This window comes from Actinomadura napierensis (assembly GCF_039529375.1).
GTDB classification, from domain to species: Bacteria; Actinomycetota; Actinomycetes; order Streptosporangiales; family Streptosporangiaceae; genus Spirillospora; species Spirillospora napierensis.
Window position 1 is genome coordinate 4,219 of record NZ_BAAAMR010000043.1, and the last position, 24,312, is coordinate 28,530.

23 protein-coding genes are annotated in these 24,312 nt (G+C 72.1%); 11 read left to right on the forward strand and 12 right to left on the reverse strand.

The window, feature by feature from the left end:
- Positions 1 to 498: 498 nt before the first annotated feature.
- The 5 genes from ABD296_RS23600 to ABD296_RS23620 form a co-directional block, all read right to left on the reverse strand.
- On the reverse strand, positions 499 to 777 hold the full coding sequence (locus ABD296_RS23600) for a hypothetical protein (protein WP_344270883.1): 279 nt from the start codon (positions 775 to 777) through the stop codon (positions 499 to 501).
- Positions 778 to 780: 3 nt separating this feature from the next.
- Positions 781 to 1,020 (reverse strand): hypothetical protein, encoded by a 240-nt coding sequence (locus ABD296_RS23605; RefSeq protein ID WP_344270886.1) that lies wholly within the window; start codon positions 1,018 to 1,020, stop codon positions 781 to 783.
- 30 nt (positions 1,021 to 1,050) lie between these two features.
- Positions 1,051 to 1,527, reverse strand: coding sequence for a YdeI/OmpD-associated family protein (locus ABD296_RS23610; RefSeq protein ID WP_344270888.1), 477 nt, complete (start codon positions 1,525 to 1,527; stop codon positions 1,051 to 1,053).
- Positions 1,528 to 1,609: 82 nt separating this feature from the next.
- Complete coding sequence (locus tag ABD296_RS23615; RefSeq protein ID WP_344270890.1) at positions 1,610 to 2,002, reverse strand: VOC family protein; 393 nt, start codon at positions 2,000 to 2,002, stop codon at positions 1,610 to 1,612.
- 89 nt (positions 2,003 to 2,091) lie between these two features.
- Complete coding sequence (locus ABD296_RS23620) at positions 2,092 to 2,505, reverse strand: VOC family protein (protein ID WP_344270893.1); 414 nt, start codon at positions 2,503 to 2,505, stop codon at positions 2,092 to 2,094.
- Positions 2,506 to 2,632: 127 nt separating this feature from the next.
- Between ABD296_RS23620 and ABD296_RS23625 the strand changes: the two genes are divergently transcribed.
- From ABD296_RS23625 to ettA, 4 genes are all read left to right on the forward strand, one after another.
- Complete coding sequence (locus ABD296_RS23625) at positions 2,633 to 3,511, forward strand: sigma-70 family RNA polymerase sigma factor (protein WP_344270896.1); 879 nt, start codon at positions 2,633 to 2,635, stop codon at positions 3,509 to 3,511.
- Complete coding sequence (locus ABD296_RS23630; protein WP_344270899.1) at positions 3,504 to 3,947, forward strand: VOC family protein; 444 nt, start codon at positions 3,504 to 3,506, stop codon at positions 3,945 to 3,947. Before ABD296_RS23625 ends, ABD296_RS23630 begins: the two co-directional genes overlap by 8 nt.
- A 386-nt stretch (positions 3,948 to 4,333) precedes the next feature.
- On the forward strand, positions 4,334 to 5,623 hold the full coding sequence (locus ABD296_RS23635) for a sensor domain-containing diguanylate cyclase (RefSeq protein WP_344270902.1): 1,290 nt from the start codon (positions 4,334 to 4,336) through the stop codon (positions 5,621 to 5,623).
- Positions 5,624 to 5,742: 119 nt separating this feature from the next.
- Positions 5,743 to 7,407 carry an energy-dependent translational throttle protein EttA gene (gene ettA / locus ABD296_RS23640; RefSeq protein ID WP_344270905.1) on the forward strand — a complete coding sequence of 555 codons (1,665 nt, stop codon included), beginning with the start codon at positions 5,743 to 5,745 and terminating at the stop codon, positions 7,405 to 7,407.
- Between the two features lie 145 nt (positions 7,408 to 7,552).
- Here ettA and ABD296_RS23645 read toward each other — a convergent pair whose 3' ends face one another.
- On the reverse strand, positions 7,553 to 8,137 hold the full coding sequence (locus tag ABD296_RS23645; RefSeq protein WP_344270908.1) for a TetR/AcrR family transcriptional regulator: 585 nt from the start codon (positions 8,135 to 8,137) through the stop codon (positions 7,553 to 7,555).
- 53 nt (positions 8,138 to 8,190) lie between these two features.
- Between ABD296_RS23645 and ABD296_RS23650 the strand changes: the two genes are divergently transcribed.
- The 5 genes from ABD296_RS23650 to ABD296_RS23670 all read left to right on the forward strand — a co-directional run bounded on the left by ABD296_RS23650 (position 8,191) and on the right by ABD296_RS23670 (position 14,270).
- Positions 8,191 to 9,591, forward strand: coding sequence for an ABC1 kinase family protein (locus ABD296_RS23650; protein WP_344270912.1), 1,401 nt, complete (start codon positions 8,191 to 8,193; stop codon positions 9,589 to 9,591).
- Positions 9,581 to 10,675 (forward strand): cytochrome P450, encoded by a 1,095-nt coding sequence (locus ABD296_RS23655; RefSeq protein ID WP_344270915.1) that lies wholly within the window; start codon positions 9,581 to 9,583, stop codon positions 10,673 to 10,675. Before ABD296_RS23650 ends, ABD296_RS23655 begins: the two co-directional genes overlap by 11 nt.
- A gap of 110 nt (positions 10,676 to 10,785) precedes the next feature.
- Positions 10,786 to 12,123, forward strand: coding sequence for an enolase C-terminal domain-like protein (locus ABD296_RS23660; protein ID WP_344270919.1), 1,338 nt, complete (start codon positions 10,786 to 10,788; stop codon positions 12,121 to 12,123).
- A gap of 100 nt (positions 12,124 to 12,223) precedes the next feature.
- Complete coding sequence (locus ABD296_RS23665; protein ID WP_344270922.1) at positions 12,224 to 12,661, forward strand: acyl-CoA thioesterase; 438 nt, start codon at positions 12,224 to 12,226, stop codon at positions 12,659 to 12,661.
- Between the two features lie 187 nt (positions 12,662 to 12,848).
- Positions 12,849 to 14,270, forward strand: coding sequence for a S28 family serine protease (locus ABD296_RS23670; RefSeq protein WP_344270925.1), 1,422 nt, complete (start codon positions 12,849 to 12,851; stop codon positions 14,268 to 14,270).
- Positions 14,271 to 14,451: 181 nt separating this feature from the next.
- Here the strand turns inward: ABD296_RS23670 and ABD296_RS23675 are convergent, their stop codons facing one another.
- From ABD296_RS23675 to ABD296_RS23690, 4 genes are all read right to left on the reverse strand, one after another.
- Positions 14,452 to 16,017 (reverse strand): glycoside hydrolase family 13 protein, encoded by a 1,566-nt coding sequence (locus ABD296_RS23675; RefSeq protein ID WP_344270928.1) that lies wholly within the window; start codon positions 16,015 to 16,017, stop codon positions 14,452 to 14,454.
- 18 nt (positions 16,018 to 16,035) lie between these two features.
- Entirely contained in the window at positions 16,036 to 16,419 is a 384-nt protein-coding gene (locus tag ABD296_RS23680) for a globin (RefSeq protein WP_344270931.1), read from the reverse strand.
- Positions 16,420 to 16,489: 70 nt separating this feature from the next.
- On the reverse strand, positions 16,490 to 17,488 hold the full coding sequence (locus tag ABD296_RS23685) for a mechanosensitive ion channel family protein (protein WP_344270934.1): 999 nt from the start codon (positions 17,486 to 17,488) through the stop codon (positions 16,490 to 16,492).
- Between the two features lie 219 nt (positions 17,489 to 17,707).
- A complete protein-coding gene (locus ABD296_RS23690) occupies positions 17,708 to 18,157 on the reverse strand; it encodes a hypothetical protein (RefSeq protein ID WP_344270937.1) in 450 nt (149 codons plus the stop codon).
- 409 nt (positions 18,158 to 18,566) lie between these two features.
- Between ABD296_RS23690 and ABD296_RS23695 the strand changes: the two genes are divergently transcribed.
- Positions 18,567 to 20,216, forward strand: coding sequence for an XRE family transcriptional regulator (locus ABD296_RS23695; RefSeq protein WP_407061504.1), 1,650 nt, complete (start codon positions 18,567 to 18,569; stop codon positions 20,214 to 20,216).
- A 6-nt stretch (positions 20,217 to 20,222) separates the two neighbouring features.
- Positions 20,223 to 20,906, forward strand: a complete 684-nt coding sequence (locus ABD296_RS23700; protein WP_344270942.1) for a GNAT family N-acetyltransferase — start codon at positions 20,223 to 20,225, stop codon at positions 20,904 to 20,906.
- Positions 20,907 to 21,172: 266 nt separating this feature from the next.
- Here ABD296_RS23700 and ABD296_RS23705 read toward each other — a convergent pair whose 3' ends face one another.
- Together ABD296_RS23705 and ABD296_RS23710 are read right to left on the reverse strand one after the other, a co-directional pair.
- Entirely contained in the window at positions 21,173 to 21,994 is an 822-nt protein-coding gene (locus tag ABD296_RS23705; protein WP_344270945.1) for a class I SAM-dependent methyltransferase, read from the reverse strand.
- Positions 21,995 to 22,076: 82 nt separating this feature from the next.
- Positions 22,077 to 24,155, reverse strand: a complete 2,079-nt coding sequence (locus tag ABD296_RS23710; RefSeq protein WP_344270948.1) for a prolyl oligopeptidase family serine peptidase — start codon at positions 24,153 to 24,155, stop codon at positions 22,077 to 22,079.
- Positions 24,156 to 24,312 lie beyond the last annotated feature (157 nt).

Consider the following 24,312-nt stretch of genomic DNA (forward strand, 5'->3'; position numbering starts at 1 on the left):
CGGGCCTGAGGACGGCGGGCCTGAGGACGGCGGGCCTGAGGACGGCGGGCCTGAGGACGGCGGGCCTGAGGACGGCGGGCCTGAGGACGGCGAGCCTGAGGACGGCGAGTTTAGGGACGACGCCATGGGCCCGCATTGCTGGGCTAGCGGGCCGGGGAGCGGACTTGGAGTGCGGGCCGGAGAGATCGGGAGGGGGAGAGCAGTCGCGGGGGTGGCGGGCGTCGGGGGAGGGGATGGCGCTGACGAGTATGGCGGGCATGGGGCGCGGCGGCCATGGGCGGACGGCAGGTATGGGGAGGCAGGACAAGCAGAAGGGGAGGGAGCAGACACGAGGGAGGGCGGGCAGGAGGGGCGAGGGGTGACCAGCACCGGAAAGAGAAGTCGCGGTAGGCGGTCGGTGACCTCGGCGACGGCGACCTGACCGGGTTCCTGCCTGGTCAGGGGGCCGATCCCATCCGGTGGACGAGGTCGCCAGATACGTGCGGATCTCGGCGGTCGTCAGCCCGTCGGGATGCACCATGATCCGGGCGGAAGGTCGCCGGTGCCGGGCGGAAGGTCGGCGATCAGCCGCCGCAGGTCGGGCGCGCCCGACCTGCGGCAGGCCATCAGCAGCCCGTCGCGGTGCAGCCACGCCGATGCCGTGTGGTGGTCGGCGTCCCGGTCGGCGTCCGAGTCGGTGTGGACGTCGGCGAGCAGGAACCGCTCGCCGAGCGGTACGCCCGGGAAGGGCATGCCCTCCAGCGCCCGGACTCGGCTGTGCGCGCCGTCGCAGCCCACCAGTCACCCGGCCCGAGCCGTCTCACCGCCGTCGCCATTGTCGAACGTGACCGTGACGCCGCCGTCGTCCTGCGCGGCGCCGGTCACCTCGGCACCCCATTCGACCGCGCCGCCGAGCTCGCCCAGCCTGCGCCGCAGCGCCGCAGCGACGCTTCGATCTCGGTTTGGGACACGATCATCGGCGCGGCGGCCCGCGCCGGCCAGCCTGGTCGGTCTTGCGGCTGCTAGCGGAGCGTTGGCCATGACGGCCTGCATATAGGGCCGGGCGAGGGCTCAGTCTTTGTCGGGTTTGGGGGCTTGGGCGGGGGCGGTGTTCGCGGCTCGGAGCGTCGAAAGGATCTGGTCGATGCGGCGGGCGCGCGTCTCCGGCTTCTTCGCGCCGTGGACGGCCAGGATGTGGCGGCGCCGGTGGGTGTAGGGCAGGCGGTCGTAGGCGGCGCGGGCCGTTGGGTCGGCGTCCAGGGCGCGGGCGAGGTCCACGGGTTCGACGAGGGCGGGCGGCTCGGTGTCGAGTTCCACCTCCACTTCGACCTCGTCGCCGACGCCCACCGCCGCGGCCCGCCGGTTGGCGTTGCTGAGGCCGAGCAGGTGGCGGCCGCGCATGATGGCGACCCTGCTGTGCCACGAGTGTCCGTTGACGGTGATCGTCACCCTTGGTCGCGCGCCTCCGCCGAGTTCCTCGACGACCTCGGCGGGGACCTCCAGGCCCCGCATGGGCTCCGGAGGTTCGACCACGGTGCGGAACTTCATGATCTTCCCTTTCTCGCGCCGGACCGCCACGGACACGCGGGCCCCGACCGCGCCGACAGGGGCCCTCGTGACGTTCGTGCGGTCAGGAGGCGTAGGTGGTGACCTTCCACAGGTAGCCGTCGGGATCGGCGAAGTAGCCGAAGTAGCCGCCCCACCGGGCGGGGGCTGCTTCCCTGACCACGCTGCCGCCGGCTTCGACGGCCTTGCGCATCGTCTCGTCCACGGCGTCCCGCGAGTCGGGGTTCAGGTGGAAGGAGGCCCCTCGGAATCCGGATCCCTCGGGCGAGACGCCCGCGTCCTCGGCCGCCGCGGCCCACTCGTAGAGGGCGAGCTGCGGGGATCCCTCTCCCAGGCGGAACGAGACGAAGTGGCGGGTGTCCTTGTCGATCTCGCAGCCCAGGCCTTCGGCGTAGAACCGCTTGGCGCGGTCCAGGTCGTCGACGCCGAGCATGACGGCGCTCATCTGCGGTGACACGGTGTTCTCCTCACGAGTGTCCGCTGCCGGAATCGGCGTTCTGGAATGCCCGGGCCGGTGCCCGGGCATCTGGTGCGTGAGCGCGCGCGCTACTCGGCGTAGGGCTGGTCCTTGCCCTGATCGCTGTAGGCGAGGCTCCAGATGTAGCCCTCGGGGTCGGCGAAGGTGCCGCCGTAGCCTCCCCACGGCAGGGGGCCGGCGGGCTTGAGGATCGTGGCGCCGGCCTTCCCGGCCTCCGCCATGACCTCGTCGACCCGCTTCTCACTGCGGACGACGTAGGTGAGGACCAGGCCGCTGAAGCCGCTGCCGTCCGGGCTGGTGCCGACCTGGCCGGCCAGGCCCTCGCGGCCGTAGAAGCCGACGGGCGAGGCGCCGTCGGAGGCGAAGAACACCGAGATGCCCCAGTCGTCCTTGATCGTCCAGCCCAGGCCCTCGGTGTAGAACCGCTTGGCCCGGTCCATGTCCCGGACGCCGAGAAGGATGGAGCTCACGTGCGCCTTCATGCGTTGTCTCCTTCGTGTGCAGGTGGCCCGCCGGATGCGGCGGGGACGACAGCCGGGCCCGGATGTCACATCGACGCGATCGCGCCGGTCACTTCGTATGACAGGAGACTTCGCGGGAGTGTGACAGATGGCCGAGCAGGATTGGCTGAGCGCGCGGTTCGCCGAGCACCAGAAGCACTTGCAAGCGGTGGCGTACCGGATGCTGGGCTCGCGGAGCGAGGCCGAGGACGCGGTGCAGGAGGCGTGGGCCCGGGTCGGCCGCGCCGACACCGGCCAGGTGGAGAACCCCGGCGGGTGGCTGACGACCGTCGTCGCACGGGTGTGCCTGAACATGATGGAGGCGCGCCGGAGCAGGCCCGAGGACGCCGCCGGGGCGCTGCCGCCCGAGCCGAGGACGCCTCAGGCGCGCGTCCATCCTGTCGCCCAGGCCGATCCCGAGGACGAGGCGCTGCTGGCCGACTCGGTGGGCGTCGCGCTGATGGTGGTGCTGGACACGCTGGCGCCCGCCGAGCGGCTCGCGTTCGTTCTGCACGACGTCTTCGCGGTGCCGTTCGGGGAGATCGGCTCCATTATCGACCGGTCGCCGGCGGCGACCCGGCAGCTCGCCAGCCGGGCGCGGCGCCGCGTGCAGGGCGCCGTCGAGGCGTCTGGCCCCGCGCGTTCGGCGAAACAGGAAACCGTCGCGGCGTTCCTCGCGGCCGCGCGGGGCGGCGATTTCCACGCCCTGCTCGACCTCCTTGATCCCGACGCGGTGGCCGTCGGTGAGTTCCACGGCGCCGAAGCCGTGGCGTCCTTCTTCGCAGGCCGAGCCCAGGCCGCCCGCCTCGCCCTCGTCGACGGCGAGCCCGCGGCCGTTTGGACCCATCACGGCGTGGTCAAAGCCGTCATCGGCTTCACCGTCCAGGACGGCCGGATCACCCGCATTGCCGTCGACACCGGCCCCGACCGGCTCCGCGCCCTCGACGTCGTCTTCCTGCCCGCAAGCCGAAAGAGCCGCGATGAGTAATAGCGTCCGACCGATTCGCGTCGCGGGCCTGGGCCTGCGGGTCTCGTCCTGCTCCCTGGCGGTCGACGATCTCGAGCAGGCGCTCGCCTTCTACACCGACGTGCTCGGCTTCCAGGTGAACGGCGGCGCCACCTCCCGGGAGGCACCGTGCCGGGCCGTCGCACCGCCACAGCAGCCGGACATGCGGATCCTCCTCGTACCACGCCCCGCAGAGCTGTCGACCGAGCGGTGGATGGTCGCCGACGACCTCCTGCGCCGCCTCGCCTTCACGACCAGCGACTGCGACACCGTCTTCGAGCACCTGGAAGCCGCCGGCGTCGAGGTGATGCAGGAACCGATCGACCGTCCGGGAATCCGCGACTGCGCCTTCCTCGACCCTTCCGGAAACCTTCTCCGGTTCACCCAGGCCACACGTGAGGGGATGTGTCACCACTAGTCGATCTTGTGGTGGTGGAGGGTCGCGCGGGCCAGGGAGCAGGGGCGCAATGGGGCGGCGGGGGCGGGCGTGAGCCGGTGGCGGGCGCCGGGGCGTCCGGGGCCGGGGATCGCGATGTGAGCGGTCGGGGGCGTGGCCGGCAGGTGGTCCGCTGCCGGTCTGCGCCCCCGCACCGTCGGGGTCCTGCGGCCCGCCTAGATCCAGGAAACGCCGCGCATGATGTTGCCCCCCTCAGGATGTGCCGAGGTCCGCGGATCTGCGGCCTCCCATGCATGGTGCCCAGAATGGTCACCAGCATGTGCCCTATCGAAGGTACCTGTTTCACGCCCGTTCCGCACACGTTGCAACTATCGTGTTACACAACGTGATGCGTGTAAGGGGGAAGGATGACGGCAGTGCAGTCGTCCGCCGAGGACCGGGGCGGGGAAATCACCCGCGTGCCCCGCCGCCGATCGCTTCTGGGGCGTCCGTCCCTGCTCGTGGTCTATGTGCCGGCGATGGTCGCCGTCCATCTGGGTTTGATCATCGCCCTGCTGCTCCGCACTCCCTTCCGGGTCCACGACCTGGCGACGTTCGCGGCGCTGCTGGCGTGCGGCGCCGTCTGCATCGAGGCGTCCCGCCGGCTCGGCATGCCGGCCGGGGTGGCGCGGGACCTGCTGTCGGCGTGGTGGCTGCCCGTCGCGCTGCTGCTGCCACCGCTGTACGCGCTGCTGATCCCGGTGCCGCTGCAGGCGCTCCTGCAGTTCCGGGTGCGCCGGACCCTCGTCTACCGGCGGGGTCTGGTCGCCGCGGCGCACGGCATCGCCGGAGCCTGCGCGTCCCTGGTGTTCCATGTGGTCGTCCCCGAGCCGCTGACGGGCGCGCCGCACTGGGTGGTGCAGGCGTATCCGGGCATCCCGGCGGCGGTCGGCTGCGCGGCGCTGTTCACCATCGTGAACACGGCGCTGGTCGCGGTGGCCGCGCACGCGGCGAACCCGGAGAGCCGCTGGCGGGACGTGCTGTGGACGCGCGAGAGCCTCCTGCTGGACCTGGTCGAGCTCTGCGTGGGCACGCTCGTGGCGATCACCAGCGCGCTGACCCTCGGGCTCCTGCTGCTGGCGCTCCCGCCGGTGATGCTGCTGCAGCGCAGCCTCATGCACCAGCAGTTGCAGGCCGCGGCGCGCACCGACGCCAAGACGGGCCTGCTGAACGCGGCGGCCTGGCAGCGGGAGGCCGACACCGAGTTGTCCCGGGCCCAGCGCACCCAGGACGCCCTCGCGCTGCTGCTGATCGACATCGACCACTTCAAGCGGGTGAACGACACCCATGGGCACCTGATCGGCGACCAGGTGCTGGTGGGGGTCGCCAGCACGCTGTGCCACCAGCTCCGCGACTACGACGTGGTGGGCCGGTTCGGCGGCGAGGAGTTCGTGGTGCTGCTGCCCGGCGCCGACACCGTGGAGGCGTGCCGGGTGGCCGAGCGCCTGCGCGGCCGCGTCCGCCGCCTCGCGGTGCCCGCCGAGGAGGGCACGGTCACGGTGACGGTCTCCGTCGGCGTCGCGCTGTTCCGCACTCACGGCGAAGACCTGATCGAGCTGCTGGCGGCGGCCGACCTCGCCCTTTACCGGGCCAAGGAGTCCGGCCGCGACCGCGTCTGCCTCCCGGCCGTCGACGCCTCCCGCCCTGGCGACGCCTGACCGGCCCCCGGCCGGCGACGCCCGGCCGGTGGCCTCTCGGCGGCGTCCGGCCGGCACCGTCCGAGGACGCTTGCCGCGCAGCGACGAAACGGTGTCGTGGGTCCCCTAGTCTTGAGGATATGGCCGAGTACATCTACACAATGCAGCGGGTGCGCAAGGCACATGGCGACAAGGTCGTCCTGGACGACGTCACCCTGCATTTCCTTCCAGGCGCCAAGATCGGCGTTCTGGGGCCGAACGGCACCGGTAAGTCGACGCTGCTGCGCATGATGGCCGGTCTGGAACAGCCGTCCAACGGCGACGCGCGCCTCATGCCGGGCTTCACCGTCGGCATGCTCCAGCAGGAGCCGCCGCTGAACGAGGAGAAGACCGTCCTCGGGAACGTGCAGGAGGGCGTCGCCGAGACCAAGGCGATGGTCGACCGGTTCAACGAGATCGCCGAGAAGATGGCGACGGACTACTCCGACGAGCTGATGGACGAGATGGGCAAGCTGCAGGAGCAGCTCGACCATCGCAACGCCTGGGACCTCGACAGCCAGCTCGAGCAGGCGATGGACGCGCTGCGCTGCCCGCCGGGCGACGCCGAGGTCTCCAAGCTGTCGGGTGGCGAGCGCCGCCGGGTCGCGCTGTGCAAGCTGCTGCTGGAGTCGCCCGACCTGCTGCTGCTGGACGAGCCCACCAACCACCTGGACGCCGAGAGCGTGCAGTGGCTGGAGCAGTTCCTCGCCAAGTACGAGGGCACCGTGCTGGCGGTCACCCACGACCGGTACTTCCTGGACAACGTGGCGACCTGGATCCTGGAGCTCGACCGCGGCCGCTGCCACCCCTACGAGGGCAACTACTCCACCTACCTGGAGAAGAAGGCCGACCGGCTGAGGGTCGAGGGCAACAAGGACGCCAAGCGCAAGAAGCGCCTCCAGGACGAGCTGGAGTGGGTCCGCTCGAACCCGAAGGCGCGGCAGACCAAGAGCAAGGCGCGGCTGGAGCGCTACGAGGAGATGGCGACCGAGGCGGCCAAGACGCGCAAGCTGGACTTCGAGGAGATCCAGATCCCGCCGGGTCCGCGCCTCGGGAACACGGTGATCGTCTCGGACAAGCTGGGCAAGGGCTTCGGCGACCACGTGCTGATGGAGGACCTGTCGTTCAACCTGCCGCCGAACGGCATCGTCGGCGTCATCGGCCCGAACGGCGTCGGCAAGACCACCCTGTTCCGCATGATCATCGGCGAGGAGCAGCCGGACACCGGCCGGCTGCGGCTCGGCGAGACCGTCAAGATCTCCTACGTGGACCAGGGCCGCGGCGGGCTCGACCCGAAGAAGAGCGTGTGGCAGACCGTCTCCGACGGCCTCGACCACATCAACGTCGGGCAGGTCGAGATGCCGTCCCGCGCGTACGTGGCGGCGTTCGGGTTCAAGGGCCCCGACCAGCAGAAGCCGACGGGCGTGCTGTCCGGCGGTGAGCGCAACCGGCTGAACCTGGCGCTGACGCTGAAGCTGGGCGGCAACGTCCTGCTGCTGGACGAGCCGACCAACGACCTCGACACCGAGACGCTGTCCAGCCTGGAGAACGCGCTGCTGGAGTTCCCCGGCTGCGCCGTGATCACCTCGCACGACCGGTGGTTCCTGGACCGCATCGCCACGCACATCCTGGCGTGGGAAGAGGGCTCGAACTGGTTCTGGTTCGAGGGCAACTTCGCCGACTACGAGAAGAACAAGATCGAGCGGCTGGGCGCCGACGCCGCCCGCCCGCACCGGGTCACGCACCGCAAGCTCACCCGCGACTGACCCGCCGCACGACGGCGAACGGCCGCACGCGCACCCCACTGGTGCCCGTGCGGCCGTTCTGCTTTCCGTCCGTCCTTCCGTCGCGCCGGGCCCGGATTCCAGGGTCACGCGGTGTTGGCGGGCCGGCGGCTTTGCGGGGGCCGGGTCAGTGGGGGAGCTGGCTGAGGATCATGTCGACCCAGGTGGCGACCAGGGTGTCGTCGTCGACGCCGATCGGGTCGGTGCCGAGGAGGGCGCGCAGGAGGCGGGAGGAGAGCAGGGCCGAGAGCCCGACCGCGGCGATGGCGTCGGCCTTCTCCTGCGGGACGCCGGCGCTGTCGCGCAGCCAGCCGGCGAAGCCGCCGTAGGCGGCACCGATGATCTGCTGGACGGCGTCCTCGACGAGCTCGGGCCGGGCGCGGGCCTCGGACGCGACGATGCGCAGCAGCTCGGCCTCGTTGTCGAGCTCGGTGAGGGCGTAGCGGGCGGTGAGCGTCAACTCGGTGCGCAGGTCGCCGACCCCGGCGAACACGTGCCGGATGTCGCGCAGCGCGGCGACCCGGCCGAGGTGGCGTTCGATCCCGGCCGACAGGACCGCCTCCTTGCTGCGGAAGTGGTGGTAGATGCCGCCGGCGCCGGGTGTCAGGCCGACCGCCCGCTCGATCTGGGCGACGCTGGTGCCCTTGTAGCCGTTGCGGGCGAAGAGCTCCATCGCGACATCGATGATGCGGTCACGGGTTGACGTCGTCATGCTCCTAAGTAAACACTGAGGAGGCCAAAGAATCCACTTTCTGGGGGTCTGAGATGGCTGAGCGAAGCGTCCGGGGCGGAAGGGTGGCGAGGACGGCGCCGCTCGTCGGCCTCGCCGGGCGGACGGCGGGGGAAGCGGTGGTGGCGTCGCTGCGCAGGCGGATGCGCGGGGCGGACGACGACGGTCCGGACGCCGCGAGCCGCCGCGCCGCCGAGCGGTGGGTCGAGCGGCTCGGCCGGTCTAAGGGCGTGCTGATGAAGGCGGGACAGCTGATGTCGTTCGTCGGCTTCTCCGTGGACGGGGAGTACCAGCCGGTCTTCCAGCAGGCGCTGGCCCGGCTGCAGGACGACGCGCCGCCGATGCCGCCGGAGATGGCGGCGGCGCAGGTCGAGGCCGAGCTCGGAGCGCCGCCGGGGGAGGTGTTCGCCGAGTTCGAGCCGGACCCGATCGCGGCCGCGTCCATCGGCCAGGTGCACCGCGCCGTCACCCGCGACGGGCGGCGGGTCGCGGTCAAGGTCCAGTACCCGGGCGTGGAGCGGGCGATCAGGGCCGACCTGGCCAACGCGGAGCTGCTGGCGACGTTCTTCCAGATCGGCGGCGGGATGGTCCGCGGCGGGCCGAGGGTCGACGTCCGCCGCCTCGCCAAGGAGGTGTCGGAGCGGGTCGGCGACGAGATCGACTACCTGACGGAGGCCCGCAACCAGCAGGAGTTCGCCGACCACTACCGCGGCCACCCGTTCGTCCGGATCCCCGAGGTCGACCATCGGCTGACGACCCGGCGCGTCCTGACCATGGAGTTCGCCGACGGGAAACGGCACCGCGAGGCGCTGTTGGCCGGCCAGGACCTCAAGGACCGCTGGGGCGAGGTGCTGTTCCGCTTCTACCTCGGAAGCATCCGCCGCATCGGCCTCTTCCACGCCGACCCGCATCCCGGCAACTACCTGTTCCACGACGATGGGACCGTGACGTTCCTGGACTTCGGGTGCGTCAAGCACTTCGACCCCGGGACGGTGCGGTACATGGTGGACACCGCCGAGGCGACCGTGGCCGGGGACGAGGAGTGGCTGCTGCGGATCCAGTACGAGCGCGGCGGACTGGATCCCGCCGATCCGCCGCCCGCCGGTGCGACGCTCGGCTGGTGGCGGACGACGCTGCGCGCGTGGACCGCTCCGCAGCCCTACACCTACGCGCCCGAGGAGCACAGCACGATCACCCGGGCCGAGTTCGGGCTGCGCGGGCCGTACGGCGAGTTCCTGCGCCGATGGCGGATGGACCCCGACATGACGACGCTGACCCGGATCCAGCTCGGCATGTCGGCCGTTCTCAGCCAGCTGCGGGCGACCGGCGAGTGGGAGGGCATCCGGCGGGAATGGGACCGGGGCGGCCCGCCCGCCACCGGGTTGGGGGAGCTGGACGTGGCCTTCTGGGGCGAGGGGGCCGTCCATGCGCGCTGAGACGATGAGCACCGGCGCGCCGGCCCGTCCGGTCGCGTGGGACGAGGAGCAGGGTGCCTGGCGGGTCACCGGTTTCGACGAGGCGTCCGCGGTGCTGCGCGGCGAGGGCTGGAGCAGCGACCCGCGGCGGCTGCCGTTCGCGCCGCGGGAGCTCGCGGAGTTCCCGCCGGGCGTGCTGCTGTTCATGGACCCGCCCGACCACACCAGGGTCCGCCGGCTGCTCGGCCCCGCGTTCACCCCGCGCGCGGTCGAGGCGCTGCGGCCCCGCGTGGCCGGCATCGCGGACGCGGTGCTGCGGGGACTCGGCGGCGAGGCCGACCTGCTGCGCGACGTCGCCTACCTCGTTCCGGTGGCCGTCATCGCCGAGTTGCTGGACGTCGGCGACGAGGGCGCGGCGCTGCTCCTGGACCTGACCCCGGACCTGGTCCGGATGCTGGAGATCGACGCGGACGGCGAGGCCCTGCTCGCCGCCGCGAAGGCCGCGACCGAGCTGATGATGTTCCTGACGCCGCTGCTGGCGGAGCGGCGCGCCCGGCCCGGGGGCGACTTCATCAGCGCGATGCTCGCCGTGCCCGGCGGCCTCTCCCTCGACGAGATCGCCGCCACCTGCGTCCTGCTGCTGGCCGCCGGGCATGAGACGACCGCCAACCTGATCGCCAACGCGACCCTGACGCTGCTGCGCGACCCGTCCCAGCGCCATCGCCTTCACGCCGATCCCGGGCGCGCGGTCGAGGAGTTCCTGCGCGCGGAAGGGCCGATCAAGCAGGTCGTGCGCACCGCGCTCACCGACCAGGAGATCGCCGGTCACCGCGTTCGGGCGGGCCAGGCCGTCCGCGTGGACATCCGTGAGGCGAACCGTAGCCTGGGGCCGCTCGACCTGGCCCGCGAGCCGGTGCCGCACCTGGCCTTCGGCGGCGGCCTGCACTTCTGCCTCGGAGCCGCGCTGGCGCGCATGGAGGCGGCCGAAACCCTGCCGCGCGTCTTCACGGTGTTCCCGGACATGGTGCTGCGCGACCACCACTGGCGCGACTCCACCACGTTCCACGCCCTCGCGGACCTCCGGGTCTCCGGCCTGCCGGATTGATGCAACCGGGGCATCGGACAATGCGCAAACAGTGTTGGACGGGTATCACCGCGGGCTCGTATCGTCCGTGAGATGGGATCGGCGGGCGGAGCGGGGAGGCCGGGACGACGATGAGCACGCCCAAGATCACGGAGATGCGGGTGGTGCCGGTCGCCGGGCGCGACAGCATGCTGCTCAACCTGGGCGGCGCGCACGCGCCGTTCTTCACCCGGAATCTGCTGCTCCTCACCGACGAGTCGGGGGCCATCGGGGTCGGTGAGGTCCCCGGTGGCGAGGGGATCCGGCGGACGCTGGAGGACGCCCGGGAGCTGATCGTGGGCCGCCGGATCGGCCGGTCCGACGAGGTGCTGAACGGCGTGCGGGCCGCGTTCGGGCATCTGGACGCGGGTGGGCGCGGCCCGCTGACGCACGACACGCGGATCGCCGTCCATGCGCTGACCGCGATCGAGTCGTGCCTGCTCGACCTGATGGGCAAGCACCTCGACGTGCCGGTGGCGGCGATGCTCGGCGACGGCGTCCAGCGCACGCGCGTCCCGATGCTCGGCTACCTGTTCTATGTCGGGGACCGGCGCCGGACGGACCTGCCCTACCAGGAGCCGGAGGACGGCGCGGACGGATGGCTGCGCGTCCGGCACGAGGAGGCGATGACGCCGGAGGCGATCGTCCGGCAGGCGGAGGCGGCGCGGGACCGGTACGGGTTCGCCGACTTCAAGCTGAAGGGCGGGGTGCTGCGCCCCGGCGAGGAGGCCGAGGCGGTGCGGGCGCTGGCCGAGCGGTTCCCGTCCGCGCGGATCAACCTCGACCCGAACGGCGCGTGGTCGCTGGAGGACGCCGTCCGCATCGGCCGCGACCTGGCCGGCGTGCTGGCCTACGCGGAGGACCCGTGCGGCCCCGAGCACGGTTATTCCGGACGCGAGACGATGGCGGAGTTCCGGCGGGCGACCGGGCTGCCGACCGCCACCAACATGATCGCCACGGACTGGCGGGAGCTGGGGCACGCGATCCGGCTGGACGCGGTGGACATCCCGCTCGCCGACCCGCACTTCTGGACGATGCGCGGCTCGGTGCGGGTCGCGCAGCTCTGCCAGGCATGGGGGCTGACCTGGGGATCGCACTCCAACAACCACTTCGACGTGTCGCTGGCGATGTTCACGCAGGTCGCCGCGGCCGCGCCGGGCGAGATCACGGCGATCGACACGCACTGGATCTGGCAGGACGGGCAGCGCCTCACCCGCGACCCGCTGCGGATCGAGGGCGGCGGGGTCGCGCTGCCGGACGCGCCCGGCCTCGGCGTCGAGATCGACGAGGAGCGCCTCGACGCGGCGAACCGGCTGTACCGCGAGCACGGGCTCGGCGACCGCGACGACGCGGCGGCGATGCAGTACCTCGTCCCGGGCTGGACGTTCGACCCGAAGCGTCCGTGCCTGGTGAGGGACGCCGCCCGCTGACGGGGCGGTCGCGGGCCGCGCGGCCACCGGCCGGTAACATCGGGCCGACCGGCGGAGTTCCCCCGCCGCCGGCCCCAGGCCCCCGACCCCAGGCGAGGACATGCAGCAGACCGACCTGCCCGCGGCCGAGTACCGGCACGTCTACGAGTTCTTCATCCGGTTCGGGGACATCGACTCCCAGGGCCATGTGAACAACGTCAAGTTCCTCGGCTACCTGGAGGACGCGCGCCTGGAGATGTTCCACGGCGACCCGGTGCGCAAGGGGGAGCAGCCGGTCCGCGGCATGGTGATCTCGCGGCACGAGATCGACTACAAGCTGCCGCTGCTGCCGACCGTCTACCCGATCCGGGTCGAGACGTGGGTGACCGAGGCGCGCGCCGCGTCGTTCAAGCTCGCCTACGAGGTGCGCGACGACGAGAACGTGTACGCGACCGCCACCTCGACGCTCGTCGCGTTCGACGTGGAGGCCAACCGGCTGCGCCGCTTCACGCCGGAGGAGCGCGAGTTCATCGGGCGCTACGTCGTCCCCACGGACTGACGCGCCGGCCGCCCCGCCCCGGCCGCTGACCTGGGCGTCCTCTTCCCTGCCCCTGCGCACCCGCCTGACCCGGTGATGACCGCGCCGTCACGGATAAGTAACAAGCGCAACAGGCATCCGCTTTCGCTGCACATATCCCTCTAGGGTCGCGTCGCGAAATGTGGCGAACCCACGTGGAAGGGATGAAATGCGGCGTATCTCACGAGGAGCGATCGCCCTGCTGCTGGCGGCGGGAATGGCCGGAACTGGCGCCACCGCGGCGCAGGCGGCGGCCCCCGCGACGGCGGCCAGGGCGGCGCAGTCGGACGACATCCTCGCCCGGCTCAAGGCGATCCCCGGCATGCAGGTCACGGAAAAGACCTCCACGATCCCCGGCTACCGCTGGTTCTGGCTGGAGTACCGGCAGCCCGTCGACCACCGCGACCCGCACGGGAAGTGGTTCGAGCAGCGGATCATGCTCCAGCACAAGTCGGCGGACCGGCCGATGGTGCTCTACACCAGCGGCTACGACACCCCCGAGACCATGTTCACCGCCGAGCCGACCGCGCTCGTGGACGGCAACCAGATCTCGGTCGAGTACCGCTACTTCACCCCGTCCCGGCCCGAGCCCGCGGACTGGAAGAAGGACACCATCTGGCAGGCCGCCACCGACGAGCACCGGATCATCGGCGCGCTCAAGACGATCTACAAGGACAAGTGGATCTCGACGGGCGCCAGCAAGGGCGGCATGACCGCCGTCTACCACAAGCGCTTCTACCCCCGCGACGTCGACGGCAGCGTCGTGTACGTGGCGCCCAACGACGTCAACAACAACGACGACACCGCCTACGACAAGTTCTTCCAGACCGTGGGCACCGACCCCGAATGCCGCGCCCACGTGAAGTCGCTCGCCCGCGAGTTCCTCAAGCGCCGCCCCGCCATGCTCAAGCGCTTCGAGGCAGCCGCCACCGAGAACGGCTGGACCTTCAAGATCCTGCGCACCCCGGACCGCGCGTTCGAGAACTCCGTCATGGACTACGAGTGGGGCTTCTGGCAGTACCACCTGCAGTCGGACTGCGCCTCCCTGCCCCCGGTGAACGCCTCCGACGACGCCATCTACAAGACGCTCGACGACATCTCGGGGCTGTCGTTCTACACCGACCAGGGACTCGCCCCCTACATCCCGTACTACTACCAGGCGGGCACGCAGCTCGGCTGGCCGTCGCCGAAGTTCAAGAGCCTGCGCCCCCTGCTGCGGTACGAGAGCAGCTACCAGCCGCGCACCTACGTCCCCCGCGACATCCCCATGCGCTTCGACGGCGGTAAGGCGATGCGCGACATCGACGGCTGGGTCCGGTTCCATGCCGACCACATGCTGTTCCTCTACGGCCAGAACGACCCGTGGGGCTCCGAGCCCTTCCGCCTCGGCCGCGGCAGCCGCGACTCCTCCGTCTACGTCGCCCCCGGCATGAACCACAGCGGCCGGCTCATCGGCGCGCTGCCCGCCGCACAGCAGGCCGCTGCAAAGAACGACGTGCTGCGCTGGGCCGGCGTCCCGGGCCAGGCCAAGACCCTCACCACCGGCCCCACCGCCGACGACCCCCTAGAACTCCAGCGCCCGCCCCTGTAGCCCAGGGGGACGACCCCCTGGAACCCCCGTCCCGACCGACAGGCTGTTTCCCGCTCCGCTGGCGCTCCGCGCGAAACAGCCTGTCGGTCGGCGGGCAGGCCCGCTCCGCTCGCTAGCGCTCCCTCCGCGTGCCTACCCGTGAACGGTGGCTGAGGTTCAAGCCACCTGGCGTGGGATCGCGTTAGTGCAACCAAGCAGCGGCGTTGCCGGGTAGGAGGTCGCCGTACATGGGCATGCTCGTCAGGACGGGGCGGCCCGGCGGGAGGCGGACGGGGTTCTCGCTGCAGTTGAGCGCGCAGGTGAGCGGTCCGCGGGTGAAGAAGACGGCCGGCTCGGGGGAGTCGAGCCACTCCAGTTCCTCCGGCAGGTCGTCCAGCAGGTCACGGCGCAGGGCCAGCGCGCGCCGGTAGAACGCCAGCATCGAGGACGGCTCGGCCGCCTGCGCCTCCGCCGTCAGCGACGCCCACCGCGCGGGCATCGGCAGCCAGGGACGGACGCCGTCCGGCGCGAAACCGAAGGGTTCCGCCGTGCCCGACCAGGGGAGCGGTACGCGGCAGCCGTCGCGGCCCGGCTGTGCGCCGTCGCTGCGCTTCCAGATTGGGTCCTGGCGGGCCTCGTCCGGAAGGTCCGTCACCTCTGGCAGCCCCAGCTCCTCGCCCTGGTACAGGTACGCCGAACCCGGCAGCGCCAGCAGCATCAGCAGGGCGGCCTTGGCGCGGGCGTACTCGGTCCCCGGCACGCCGCCCGGACGCACGTACCGGGTGAGGTGGCGGACGGAGTCGTGGCTGGACAGCACCCAGGTGGGCGCCGCGCCGGTGGGCGCGACGGCCTTCAGCGCGGCCTCGATCACGTCGCGGAAGGCCGGCGCCGACCAGGGCGCGAGCTGGAGGTCGAACTGGAACACCTGGTGCAGTTCGTCCGGACGCAGGTAGAGCGCGAGGTCCTCGGGGCCGTCCGTCCACACCTCGCCGATGGCCATCCGGTCGCCGCCGTACTCGTCCAGGATGCGGCGCCACCGGCGGTAGATCTCGTGGACCTCGGGACGGCTGTAGATCGGCCCGTTCGCGACGCGCCGGGCCCGGCCGTTCAGGTCGCCGAGCGAGGCGTCCTTGACCAGCCCGGCGGCGACGTCGATGCGGAAGCCGTCCACGCCGCGGTCCAGCCAGAACCGCAGGATGTCCTCGAACTCGCGCCGCACCTCCGGGTTGCGCCAGTTGAAGTCCGGCTGCTCGGCCGCGTACAGGTGCAGGTACCACTCGCCGTCGGGGACCCGCGTCCACGCCGGTCCGCCGAACGCGGACGGCCAGTCGTTCGGCGGGCCCGCCTCGTCGGGAGTCTCCCCTGGCCGTCCGGCGCGGAAGATGTAGCGGTCCCGCTCCGGCGAGCCGGGCGGTGACGCCAGCGCCTCCTGGAACCACCGGTGCCGGTCGGACGAGTGGTTCGGCACGATGTCCGCGATCAGCCGGAGGCCGTGCGCATGCGCGTCCGCCACCAGCGCGTCGAAGTCGGCCAGCGTCCCGAAGCGGGGGTCGACGTCGCGGTAGTCGGCCACGTCGTAGCCGCCGTCCGCGAGCGGCGAGGTGTAGAACGGCGTCAGCCAGAGCGCGTCGACGCCGAGGTCGCGCAGGTACGGCAGCCGCGACCGGATCCCCTGGAGATCGCCTTCGCCGTTCCCGTCGGAGTCGGCGAAGCTGCGGACGTAGACCTCGTACACGACGGCGTTGCGCCACCAGGGGGTTCGCGTCATACCCAGCGATCTACCCGCTTACGAGGGGGCGTTCACCATGCTCCGCGCCGCCATCGTGAAGTAGTCCCAGAGCATCTTCTCCAGCTGCTCGGGCAGCTCCAGCTCGTCCACCGCCACCCGCATGTGCTTGAGCCACGCCTCGCGCTCGGCCTCGCCGATGACGAACGGGACGTGCCGCATCCGCAGCCGGGGATGCCCGCGCCGCTGGCTGTAGGTGTTCGGGCCGCCCCAGTACTGGATGAGGAACAGCCGGAGTCTCTCCTCGGCGGGACCGAGATCCTCCTCGGGGTAGAGGGCGCGAAGGTTGGGGTCTTCAGCGACACCCTGGTAGAAGCGGTGCACGAGCCGGCGGAAGGTCTCCTCGCCGCCGGCCGCCTCGTAGAAGGTCACCTGTTCAGTCATGGCGCTGCCCACCCTATGCGATCGGCCGCCGAGTGATCAGCCGCACGGAACGGCCCGCCGGCCCGCGGGATCAGGTCGTGGCCGGGGTGGCGACCGAGACGCCCGCCTCGTCGAACGCGTTCTTCACCCGTTCGCGCAGTTCCCGGGCCACATTGCCCTGCTTGCCGGGCACGGTCTTCAGCACCACCCGGATGACGAGCGCGTCCCCTGCGAGGGCCTGCACGCCCCACACCGACGGCTCCTCCAGGATCACGTCGTCCCAGCCGGACGCGGCGGCCAGCTCGTCCGCGGTGGCCTGCAGGATCTCCTTGACCTTCTCGGTGTCCTCGCGGATGTCGACCGGGATGTCCAGGACGGCCCGGCCCCAGTTCTGCGACTCGTTGCCGACCTTCTTGATCTCGCCGTTCGGCACGTACCAGACGACGCCGTCGACGTCGCGCATCCGGGTGACCCGCAGGGTGACCGCCTCGACCGTCCCCTTGGCGGAGCCGACGTCGATGTAGTCGCCGACGCCGTACTGGTCCTCCAGCAGCATGAACATCCCGGCGAGGAAGTCCTTGACGATGTTCTGCGCGCCGAAGCCGACCGCCACGCCGATCACGCTCGCGCTGGCGAGGATCGGCGCGAGGTTCAGCCCGAGCGAGCCGAGGATGCTGAACACGGCCGTGCCCATGATCACGATGGACGCGATGGAGCGCAGCACCGAGCCGAGCGTCTGGGCGCGCTGCGCCCGCCGCCGGTTCAGCAGGGCGGGGCTGCCCTCGAACACCGTCCGGGACCGCTCCTTGACCCTCTCGGACATGGTGCCCTCGGCCATCCGCACCGTCACCTTGGTGATCATCCGGTGCGCGATGTTCTTCACGATCATGGCGACCACGAAGGTGATGACGATCGACAGGACGGTGCCGAGCGGCTTGTCGAGCCACGTCGCGTAGAACTGGGTGAAGTCGTTGCTGTGGGAGACGTTCCAGACGAGCCGGCAGCCGGTGCTCGGCGTCTGGTCGCGGCACGCGGCCTCGGGCGTGCCCTTCTCGGCCCAGGGCAGCAGCGACTGAGCATCGACCAACATGTCGGGCAGACCCTCCCCGGCCTTTGTGGGCGTCTCGACACCTCGCCGTGGACCTGCGGCGGGTACGAGCCCGATCGTAGGGGACGGTAACGACCGGTTCGTACTACGCCTGCGATGTGTCTTGACAAGGCCGGGGAGGGGCTGTTCCAGCGAGCGTGCCCCGCGGGGTCCGCGGCTGCCGCGCCGTTCCGGCCACGGCCCCGCGGGGCACGCCCGGCTCTAGGGGCGGCCGGCCGGCCGCCTGCTCCGGGTGAGCCGCGGGTCGAGCTGCTCGTCCAGGGGCTGCAGGACGTGCGCGAGCTTCAGGGCCGCGCCGTCCACGTCGTCGACGCCGTGCATGCGCTCGCCCCAGGACCACCAGAAGTAGTGGTCGTGGGTCTCGGGGGCGGGGGCGCACGTGACGTCCTCGGCCAGGCTCGCGGCGGCCGGGTTCACCACCCGCAGGAACGCCGGGCCCGAGCGGGTCCGGACGACGCGCGCGACCAGGCCCCGCGCGTCCAGCTCCCGCTCCAGCTCCCGGAGATGGCCGACGCGTCTGTCGCCGGCCGCCTGCGCCCCCCCTCTTCCGGTCGTGCCGTCGGTCGTCTCGTCGGCCGTGCCGGGAGCCGCCGCGCCGATCCACTGCGCCGCCGGTCCCTGCGCCGTCGTGTGCGTCGCCATCGTCTGCATCGCCGATCCCTCGTCGCCGGCCTCCGGCGTGCGCGGCGTGTGACCGCGCGGCCGCCGGGAGGTCCGGCAATTGATCAACCCTCTGGATCCGTTCCGTTGCTCATGGTGAGAATTGCAACTCTCACAGTGCCGGGTCAAGGGCGGCGCCGTCCCGCGAAGTACCGGATTCCCCCACCTCAGAGGAAGCCTCACACCCCGCGGAGGAAGAATCTCTACCTGGGGGGGTGAGGACGCATCCGGAGCCCTGGTCTTTCCCGCGAATCGCTTGGCCCGCCCCGCCGTCAGGGTTACGCTGCGTGCGCGAGAGATTATCTGTCGTGGCCAGTTATTGACCGGTCGCCGTGGCCCGGACGACCGCCCTTCCCCCGAGGGGCGCCGCCCCGGCCCGACGGTGAGGAGGCCGGAATCGATGTCGGACCCCCCTCGGAAAGAAACGGACGTGGCTCGCAGGATCCGTGCGCACGCTCTGGCCCGGGGGCGGGGCCCGCAGGAGATCGCGCACGAGATCCACGAGCAGTGCGGTCCCCTGTTCGGCACCAGCCGGGTCAAGGCCCACCGCCTGGCCCACGGTGTCGCGCTGTCGGACATCGTGGCCCAGGTCAAGGCCCTGTACGAGGTCGACGGCAAGCCGCCGCCCCGGCTCGGGGAGACGCTGCTGTCGGCCTACGAGAGCGGGTACAAAAGACCCGGTCCCGAGTATCTGCACTACCTGTGCGCCGTGTACCGGGTCGAGCCGGATGAGCTCGACTACAAGAGCCCCTGCATATGCGGACGCGGGCACGCCGCCCGCCCGGGGGCCGCCACGGTGCCCCAGCCGCGCCGCCCGGAGCGGCACGCGGCACAGCAGCCCGACGTACCGCTCGTCGGGTCGATCATCCCCAGGGCGGACGACCGCCACTGGGTGGACGTCAACGACCTACGGGGCCCTGACCGCGCCGACGGCCCCCTGTCCATTGATGTGGGAGAGGAGGACATCGTGCTTCGTAGGACCCTTCTGCAACTTCTGGCCGGAGCGGGCGTGGCGCTCGACGGTCAGTTCCTGGGTGCGGTCGACGGCATTCGACGCAAGATGGACGACACGCTGGTCGGCGCGACGGTCTCGCCGACCATGCTGGACCAATGGGAGGAGACCACCTACGGCTACGGCCAGCAGTACCAGGCGACGCCGTCGCTGCGGATGCTGTGCGACGTGCTGCTGGACTTCAGCGAAGTGCGGCGCATGTGCGACAAGCGGCAGCCGGTCGAGCTGCAGGAGCGGCTGTGCCGGATCGCGGCGCAGCTGTCCGGGCTGTCCGGGCTGATCATGATCAATCTGGGCGACCACCGGCTGGCCCGCTCGTTCTTCCGGACCGCGCGCACCGCGGCCGACGAGACCGGCGACCGGCAGCTGCGCGCCTGGGTGACCGTCCGCGAGTCGCTCGTGCCGATGTACTACGGCGACCCCCGCGAGGCGCTGCACCTGGCGCGCAAGGCGCAGGACCTGGCCGGCCGCACCCCCGGGGTGGCCGCCGCCATGGCGCCCGCGGTGGAGGCCCGCGCGCTCGGCATGCTGGCGATGCGCGGCCGCGGTGACGCCGCGCCCAGCGCCCGCCGGGCGCTCGTGCGCGGGCGCTCGGTGTTCGACCAGTTGTCCAAGACCGACACCGGCGACCTGGTGTTCGGCTTCACCGACCGGCAGATGGCCTTCTATGAGGGCGACACGTTCACCAACCTCGGCGACCACAAGCACGGCGACGAGGTGCTGAGCCACGCGCTGACGCTGTACGCGCCGACCGACCGCGTCGACCTGACCCTTGTGCGCCTCGACCGGGCGATGTGCAAGCTGCACTCCGGCAATCCGGACGCGGCGCTGACGGGCGGGCAGGAGGCGATCCTGGATCTGCCGCCCGACCACCGGTCCGACATCCTGGTGCACCGGGCCCGCCAGATCGGCGCCGCGGTGCAGGCCAAGCACGGCGAGATCGCGGGGCTGCGGGAGTTCCGGGAGGCGCTCGCCGGGCCCTGGGTGACCAGTCCGACCAAGGAGCAGAGCTCCGTCCCCCCGACCGAGCAGGTCTGACCGGGCATGGGAACGCCTGACAGCGCTTCCTGGCAGGAACCGCCCGGCGCGGAGCCCGCGGCGCCGAACCCGCGGCCTCCGGCGCCGCCCTCGCCTACCCCGGGCACCGGTCCCGGCGGCCGCGCGCTGGTGCGGCTGCAGGCCGATCCCCCCGTCTGGGGCTTCGGCGACCTGCGGTTGCGCCGGTACCGGGCCACCGACCACGCCACCGTCCTCGCCCTGCACCGCGAGGGCCTGGCGCAGGTGGGCCTGCGCCCCGGCGACGGCGTCTACTACGACCACGACTTCTTCCGGATGGAGGACATCTACCTGCGCAATGACGGCGAGTTCCTCGTCGGCGAGGTGGACGGGCGGATCGTCGCCATGGGCGGCCTGCGCCGCGCCGACCTCGTCCCCGGGGGCTCGGCCCGGGCGTTCGGCGGCTACGCGCCGGGCGCGCCGGTGCTCGACGCGGTGGAGATGGTGCGGCTGCGGGTGCGGCCGTCCGTCCAGCGGCGCGGCTACGGCACCGCGGTCGTCTCCGCGCTGGAGGAACGGGCCGTCGAGTACGGGTACCGGATCCTGCGCGGCGACACGACCGAGCTGCAGGCCCCGGCGCTCGCCCTCTACCGCAAGTTCGGCTGGCGGGAGACGCGCCGCGAGGTGATCGGGGGCATCGTGAACATCTACATCGAGAAGGCGCTCCGCTGAGGACACCCGAGCCGCGGGACGCGCGCCGGCGGCGCGGCGCGGCGCGCAGCGCCCGCGGCTCGGGGCGGTTCATTGTGGGGGGGCGACCCCCCACACCCCCCGGGCGGGGGCGAGGGGCGCCTTTCGCTTCGCTGGCGCTCCGCTACAGGCGCCCCTCGTCCCCGGTGGGGGGCCTGCCCCCCACGCCCCCCGGTGGGGGACACCCCCACACCCCCTGTGGGGGATACCCCCTACGCCCCCCGGCCGCCTTGGCGGCGCCAGGGTGCTCAGGCGTTCGGCAGGGTGCCGCCGACCAGTTGCATGAGGGGGTAGCGGCGCCGGCGGACGGCGGTGAACCCGCGGTCGGCCAGTGCCCCGGTGACCTCCCGGTCGCCGAACACCGTGTAGCCGGTGGCGCGGCGGATCAGCTCGCCGCCCACCTTGGAGGCGTAAAGCGGCGTCAGCCGCCGCGAGGTAAGGATGATCAGCCGTCCGCCCGGGCGGAGCACGCGGGTCATGCCGTCGACGGCCTTCCACGGGTCGTCGAACAGGTACAGCGCCCCGAAGCAGCAGACGGCGTCGAACGTCGCGTCGCGGAACGGCAGGTCGACGGCGTTGCCGCGGACGTAGCAGATGTCGCCGTTGTGCGATGTGCCGGTGGGCGGGGTGTCGGCCTCGGCGCGGGCCAGCATGGTGGGGGAGGCGTCCAGCCCGACGACGAGCCCGTCCTCTCCGACGCCCTCGGCCAGTGCGCGGGTCACGTTGCCCGGCCCGCACGCCACGTCCAGCACGGTCGCGGCGGGACGGTCGGCGCCGCCGGGTTGCCCGAGGCCCAGCCAGTCGCGCGCCGTCGCCTGCTCGGCGGCGGTGTCGGGGCCGATCGGCCAGCCCTTGGCCAGGTTGAAGCCCACGGGCCGCCAGACCTTCTCGTAGATCTGCGGCAGGAACGTCGACTCCATCACCGACTGGGCGAGGGACGGCGCGCGCTCCTCGGCCGGGCCGAGCAGGTCGAGGTATCCGGCCGACAGGTCCGGGTCGGCGGGCGGGTCGCGCAGCAGGTCGAGGACCCGCCGCGCGGCGGACGGGGTCTGCACCATCGACACGTTCACGCCCTTATTAGATCAGCCGTCAATTTCGCCGCACCAGCCCCGCCGCTTGTGACCCCGCTCACGAGGCGGAGCCCCGGCCCCGTCAGGCCAGGTCCAGGCCCGTCTGCGCGGCCATGAAGGTGAGCGTGTCGGCCATCAGGTCCACCGACCGGCTGACCGACCGGGCCGCGTGCCCCACCTCCGACTCGTTGCGCAGCAGGACCGGCGCGTCCGAGGCGGTCGCGTGCTGGAGCGCGGCGCACAGCTTGCGGGCGTGCAGCGGATCGACGCGGGTGTCGCTGCCGAACGTGGTGAACAGCGTCGCCGGATACGCCGTCCCCGGATGGACGTGGTGGTACGGCGAGTAGCCGACCAGCCAGCCGAACTCCACCGGGTCGTCCGCCGTCCCGTACTCGTCGTTCCACGTCTGGCCGAGCCCGAACCGCTCGTAGCGGACCATGTCCAGCAGCGGCGCCGAGCAGACCACCGCCCGATACAGTTCAGGGCGCTGGGTGAGGGCGGCGCCGACCAGCAGCCCGCCGTTCGACCCGCCGGAGATCGCCAGCCGCGACGGCGTGGTCAGCCCGTCGGCGATCAGCCGCTCGGCGGCGGCGTGGAAGTCGTCGAACACGTTCTGCTTGCGCTCGCGCATCCCCGCGCGGTGCCACTCCTCTCCCTCCTCGGACCCGCCGCGCAGGTTCGCGACGGCGTACACCCCGCCTGCCTCGACCCACGCCAGGATGCTCGCCGAGTACGACGGCGTCAGCGAGATGTTGAAGCCGCCGTAGCCGTAGAGGACCGCCGGGCGCGGGCCGGACGCGCCGGGCCGCGACACCACCAGCATCCGCACCTCGGTGCCGTCCTTGGACGGGTACGTCACCTGCCGGGTCTCGATCTCGGGGACGTCGACGGTGCCGGGCGCGGACGCCCACAGGCTCGTCTCGCCGGTGCGCGCGTCGTAGTGCATCACCGACGACGGGGTCACGTTGTCGGTGTAGCCGAACCAGGCCTCGTGGCCGCCCTCGGGCCGCTCGACGATCCCGCCGATCGAGCCGAGCCCCGGCGTCGGGACGGTGCCGAGCCGCTCCCCGGACGCCAGGTCGTGCACGGTGATCTCGCTGATCGCGTGCCGCGTCCACCCGGCGAGGAGCACCGGCGCTTCGAGACCGTCCAGGACGGCGTAGTCGGTCAGGACCGCCTCGGGGTCCTGCGGGATCAGGTCGCGCCACGTCTCGGGCGACGGGTCGGCGGGATCGGTCACGCACAGCCGCGACCGGGGCGCGTCCCGGTCGGTGAACACGTAGGCGCGGCCGTCCCGGCCCACGTGCAGCCACGTCTCGGCGTCCACCCCCACCTGCACCGGCCGCATCTCGGGCCGGTCGGGCGGCGAGGCGGACAGGTCGGCGATCCACAGGTCGTTGCGCGGCGCGGTGCCCTGCGAGGCGGAGACCGTCAGCCACCGCCCGTCGCGGCTGACGCCCACGCCGTAGTAGTTGGTCTTGTCCATCCCCTCGCCGAAGACCAGCACGTCGTCGGTCTCCGGCTCGGTGCCGACCCGGTGCAGGTAGACGCGGCGGTGGTACTGCTCCTCGCCCTCCGGGACGGCCCGCGCGGGCAGCCGCCGCGTGTAGTAGAACGCCTCCCCGCCGGGCAGCCAGGCGATGTCGGACGAGCGGGTCCGGTCGATCGGGCCCTCCACGCGCTCACCGGTGGCGACGTCGATCACGAACAGCAGCGACTCCTCGTCGCCGCCCGTCGAGATCTTGTACGCCAGCAGCCGGCCCTCCTTGTCGGGCTGCCAGCCGTCCAGCGTCGTCGTGCCGCCCGGGTCCAGCGCCATCGGGTCGACCAGCGCCCGCTCGGACCCGTCCGGATCCACCGTGTACAGCACCGGATGCTCCTGCTCGGCGGTCCGGCGGCCGAAGAACCGGCGCGCGCCCCGCCAGACGGGCGCGCCGACGCTGCCCGCGCCGAGCAGTTCGCCGAGCCGGCGGCGCAGCCGGTCCCGGCCCGGGAACGCGTCGGTGATCTTGTGGAACAGCTCGTCCTGCGCGGCGAGCCAGTCCCGGGTCTCCGCGCTGCCCGCGTCCTCCAGCCAGCGGTACGGGTCGGCGACCCGGTGCCCGTGGATCTCCTCGACGATGTCCTGGCGCCGCGCGGGCGGATAAGGCGTTCCGGTCATGGGATGCACTGTATTCACCGCTCCGGCCGGTCCGTCCGGTCAGGTCGGCCGCTCCCGCGTCCGCGGCGCAACGCGGGCGCTTTCGCGTTCGATCCGGCCCCGCGATGGGGATATTTGGGGTAGCGGTCGGGCTGCCCCAGCCGCCACACTGATTCCA

What these genes read in the sequence shown, in the direction of transcription:
- ABD296_RS23670 (WP_344270925.1), top strand. Translation starts at nt 12,849, where the DNA reads ATGCGGCGTATCTCACGAGGAGCGATCGCCCTGCTGCTGGCGGCGGGA.
- ABD296_RS23675 (WP_344270928.1), bottom strand. Translation starts at nt 16,017, where the DNA reads ATGACGCGAACCCCCTGGTGGCGCAACGCCGTCGTGTACGAGGTCTAC.
- ABD296_RS23645 (WP_344270908.1), bottom strand. Translation starts at nt 8,137, where the DNA reads ATGACGACGTCAACCCGTGACCGCATCATCGATGTCGCGATGGAGCTC.
- ABD296_RS23690 (WP_344270937.1), bottom strand. Translation starts at nt 18,157, where the DNA reads ATGCAGACGATGGCGACGCACACGACGGCGCAGGGACCGGCGGCGCAG.
- ABD296_RS23625 (WP_344270896.1), top strand. Translation starts at nt 2,633, where the DNA reads ATGGCCGAGCAGGATTGGCTGAGCGCGCGGTTCGCCGAGCACCAGAAG.
- ABD296_RS23680 (WP_344270931.1), bottom strand. Translation starts at nt 16,419, where the DNA reads ATGACTGAACAGGTGACCTTCTACGAGGCGGCCGGCGGCGAGGAGACC.
- ABD296_RS23685 (WP_344270934.1), bottom strand. Translation starts at nt 17,488, where the DNA reads ATGTTGGTCGATGCTCAGTCGCTGCTGCCCTGGGCCGAGAAGGGCACG.
- ABD296_RS23665 (WP_344270922.1), top strand. Translation starts at nt 12,224, where the DNA reads ATGCAGCAGACCGACCTGCCCGCGGCCGAGTACCGGCACGTCTACGAG.
- ABD296_RS23695 (WP_407061504.1), top strand. Translation starts at nt 18,567, where the DNA reads ATGTCGGACCCCCCTCGGAAAGAAACGGACGTGGCTCGCAGGATCCGT.
- ABD296_RS23650 (WP_344270912.1), top strand. Translation starts at nt 8,191, where the DNA reads ATGGCTGAGCGAAGCGTCCGGGGCGGAAGGGTGGCGAGGACGGCGCCG.
- ABD296_RS23655 (WP_344270915.1), top strand. Translation starts at nt 9,581, where the DNA reads ATGCGCGCTGAGACGATGAGCACCGGCGCGCCGGCCCGTCCGGTCGCG.
- ABD296_RS23620 (WP_344270893.1), bottom strand. Translation starts at nt 2,505, where the DNA reads ATGAAGGCGCACGTGAGCTCCATCCTTCTCGGCGTCCGGGACATGGAC.
- ABD296_RS23610 (WP_344270888.1), bottom strand. Translation starts at nt 1,527, where the DNA reads ATGAAGTTCCGCACCGTGGTCGAACCTCCGGAGCCCATGCGGGGCCTG.
- ABD296_RS23700 (WP_344270942.1), top strand. Translation starts at nt 20,223, where the DNA reads ATGGGAACGCCTGACAGCGCTTCCTGGCAGGAACCGCCCGGCGCGGAG.
- ABD296_RS23635 (WP_344270902.1), top strand. Translation starts at nt 4,334, where the DNA reads ATGACGGCAGTGCAGTCGTCCGCCGAGGACCGGGGCGGGGAAATCACC.
- ABD296_RS23710 (WP_344270948.1), bottom strand. Translation starts at nt 24,155, where the DNA reads ATGACCGGAACGCCTTATCCGCCCGCGCGGCGCCAGGACATCGTCGAG.
- ABD296_RS23660 (WP_344270919.1), top strand. Translation starts at nt 10,786, where the DNA reads ATGAGCACGCCCAAGATCACGGAGATGCGGGTGGTGCCGGTCGCCGGG.
- ABD296_RS23605 (WP_344270886.1), bottom strand. Translation starts at nt 1,020, where the DNA reads ATGGCCAACGCTCCGCTAGCAGCCGCAAGACCGACCAGGCTGGCCGGC.
- ABD296_RS23630 (WP_344270899.1), top strand. Translation starts at nt 3,504, where the DNA reads ATGAGTAATAGCGTCCGACCGATTCGCGTCGCGGGCCTGGGCCTGCGG.
- ettA (WP_344270905.1), top strand. Translation starts at nt 5,743, where the DNA reads ATGGCCGAGTACATCTACACAATGCAGCGGGTGCGCAAGGCACATGGC.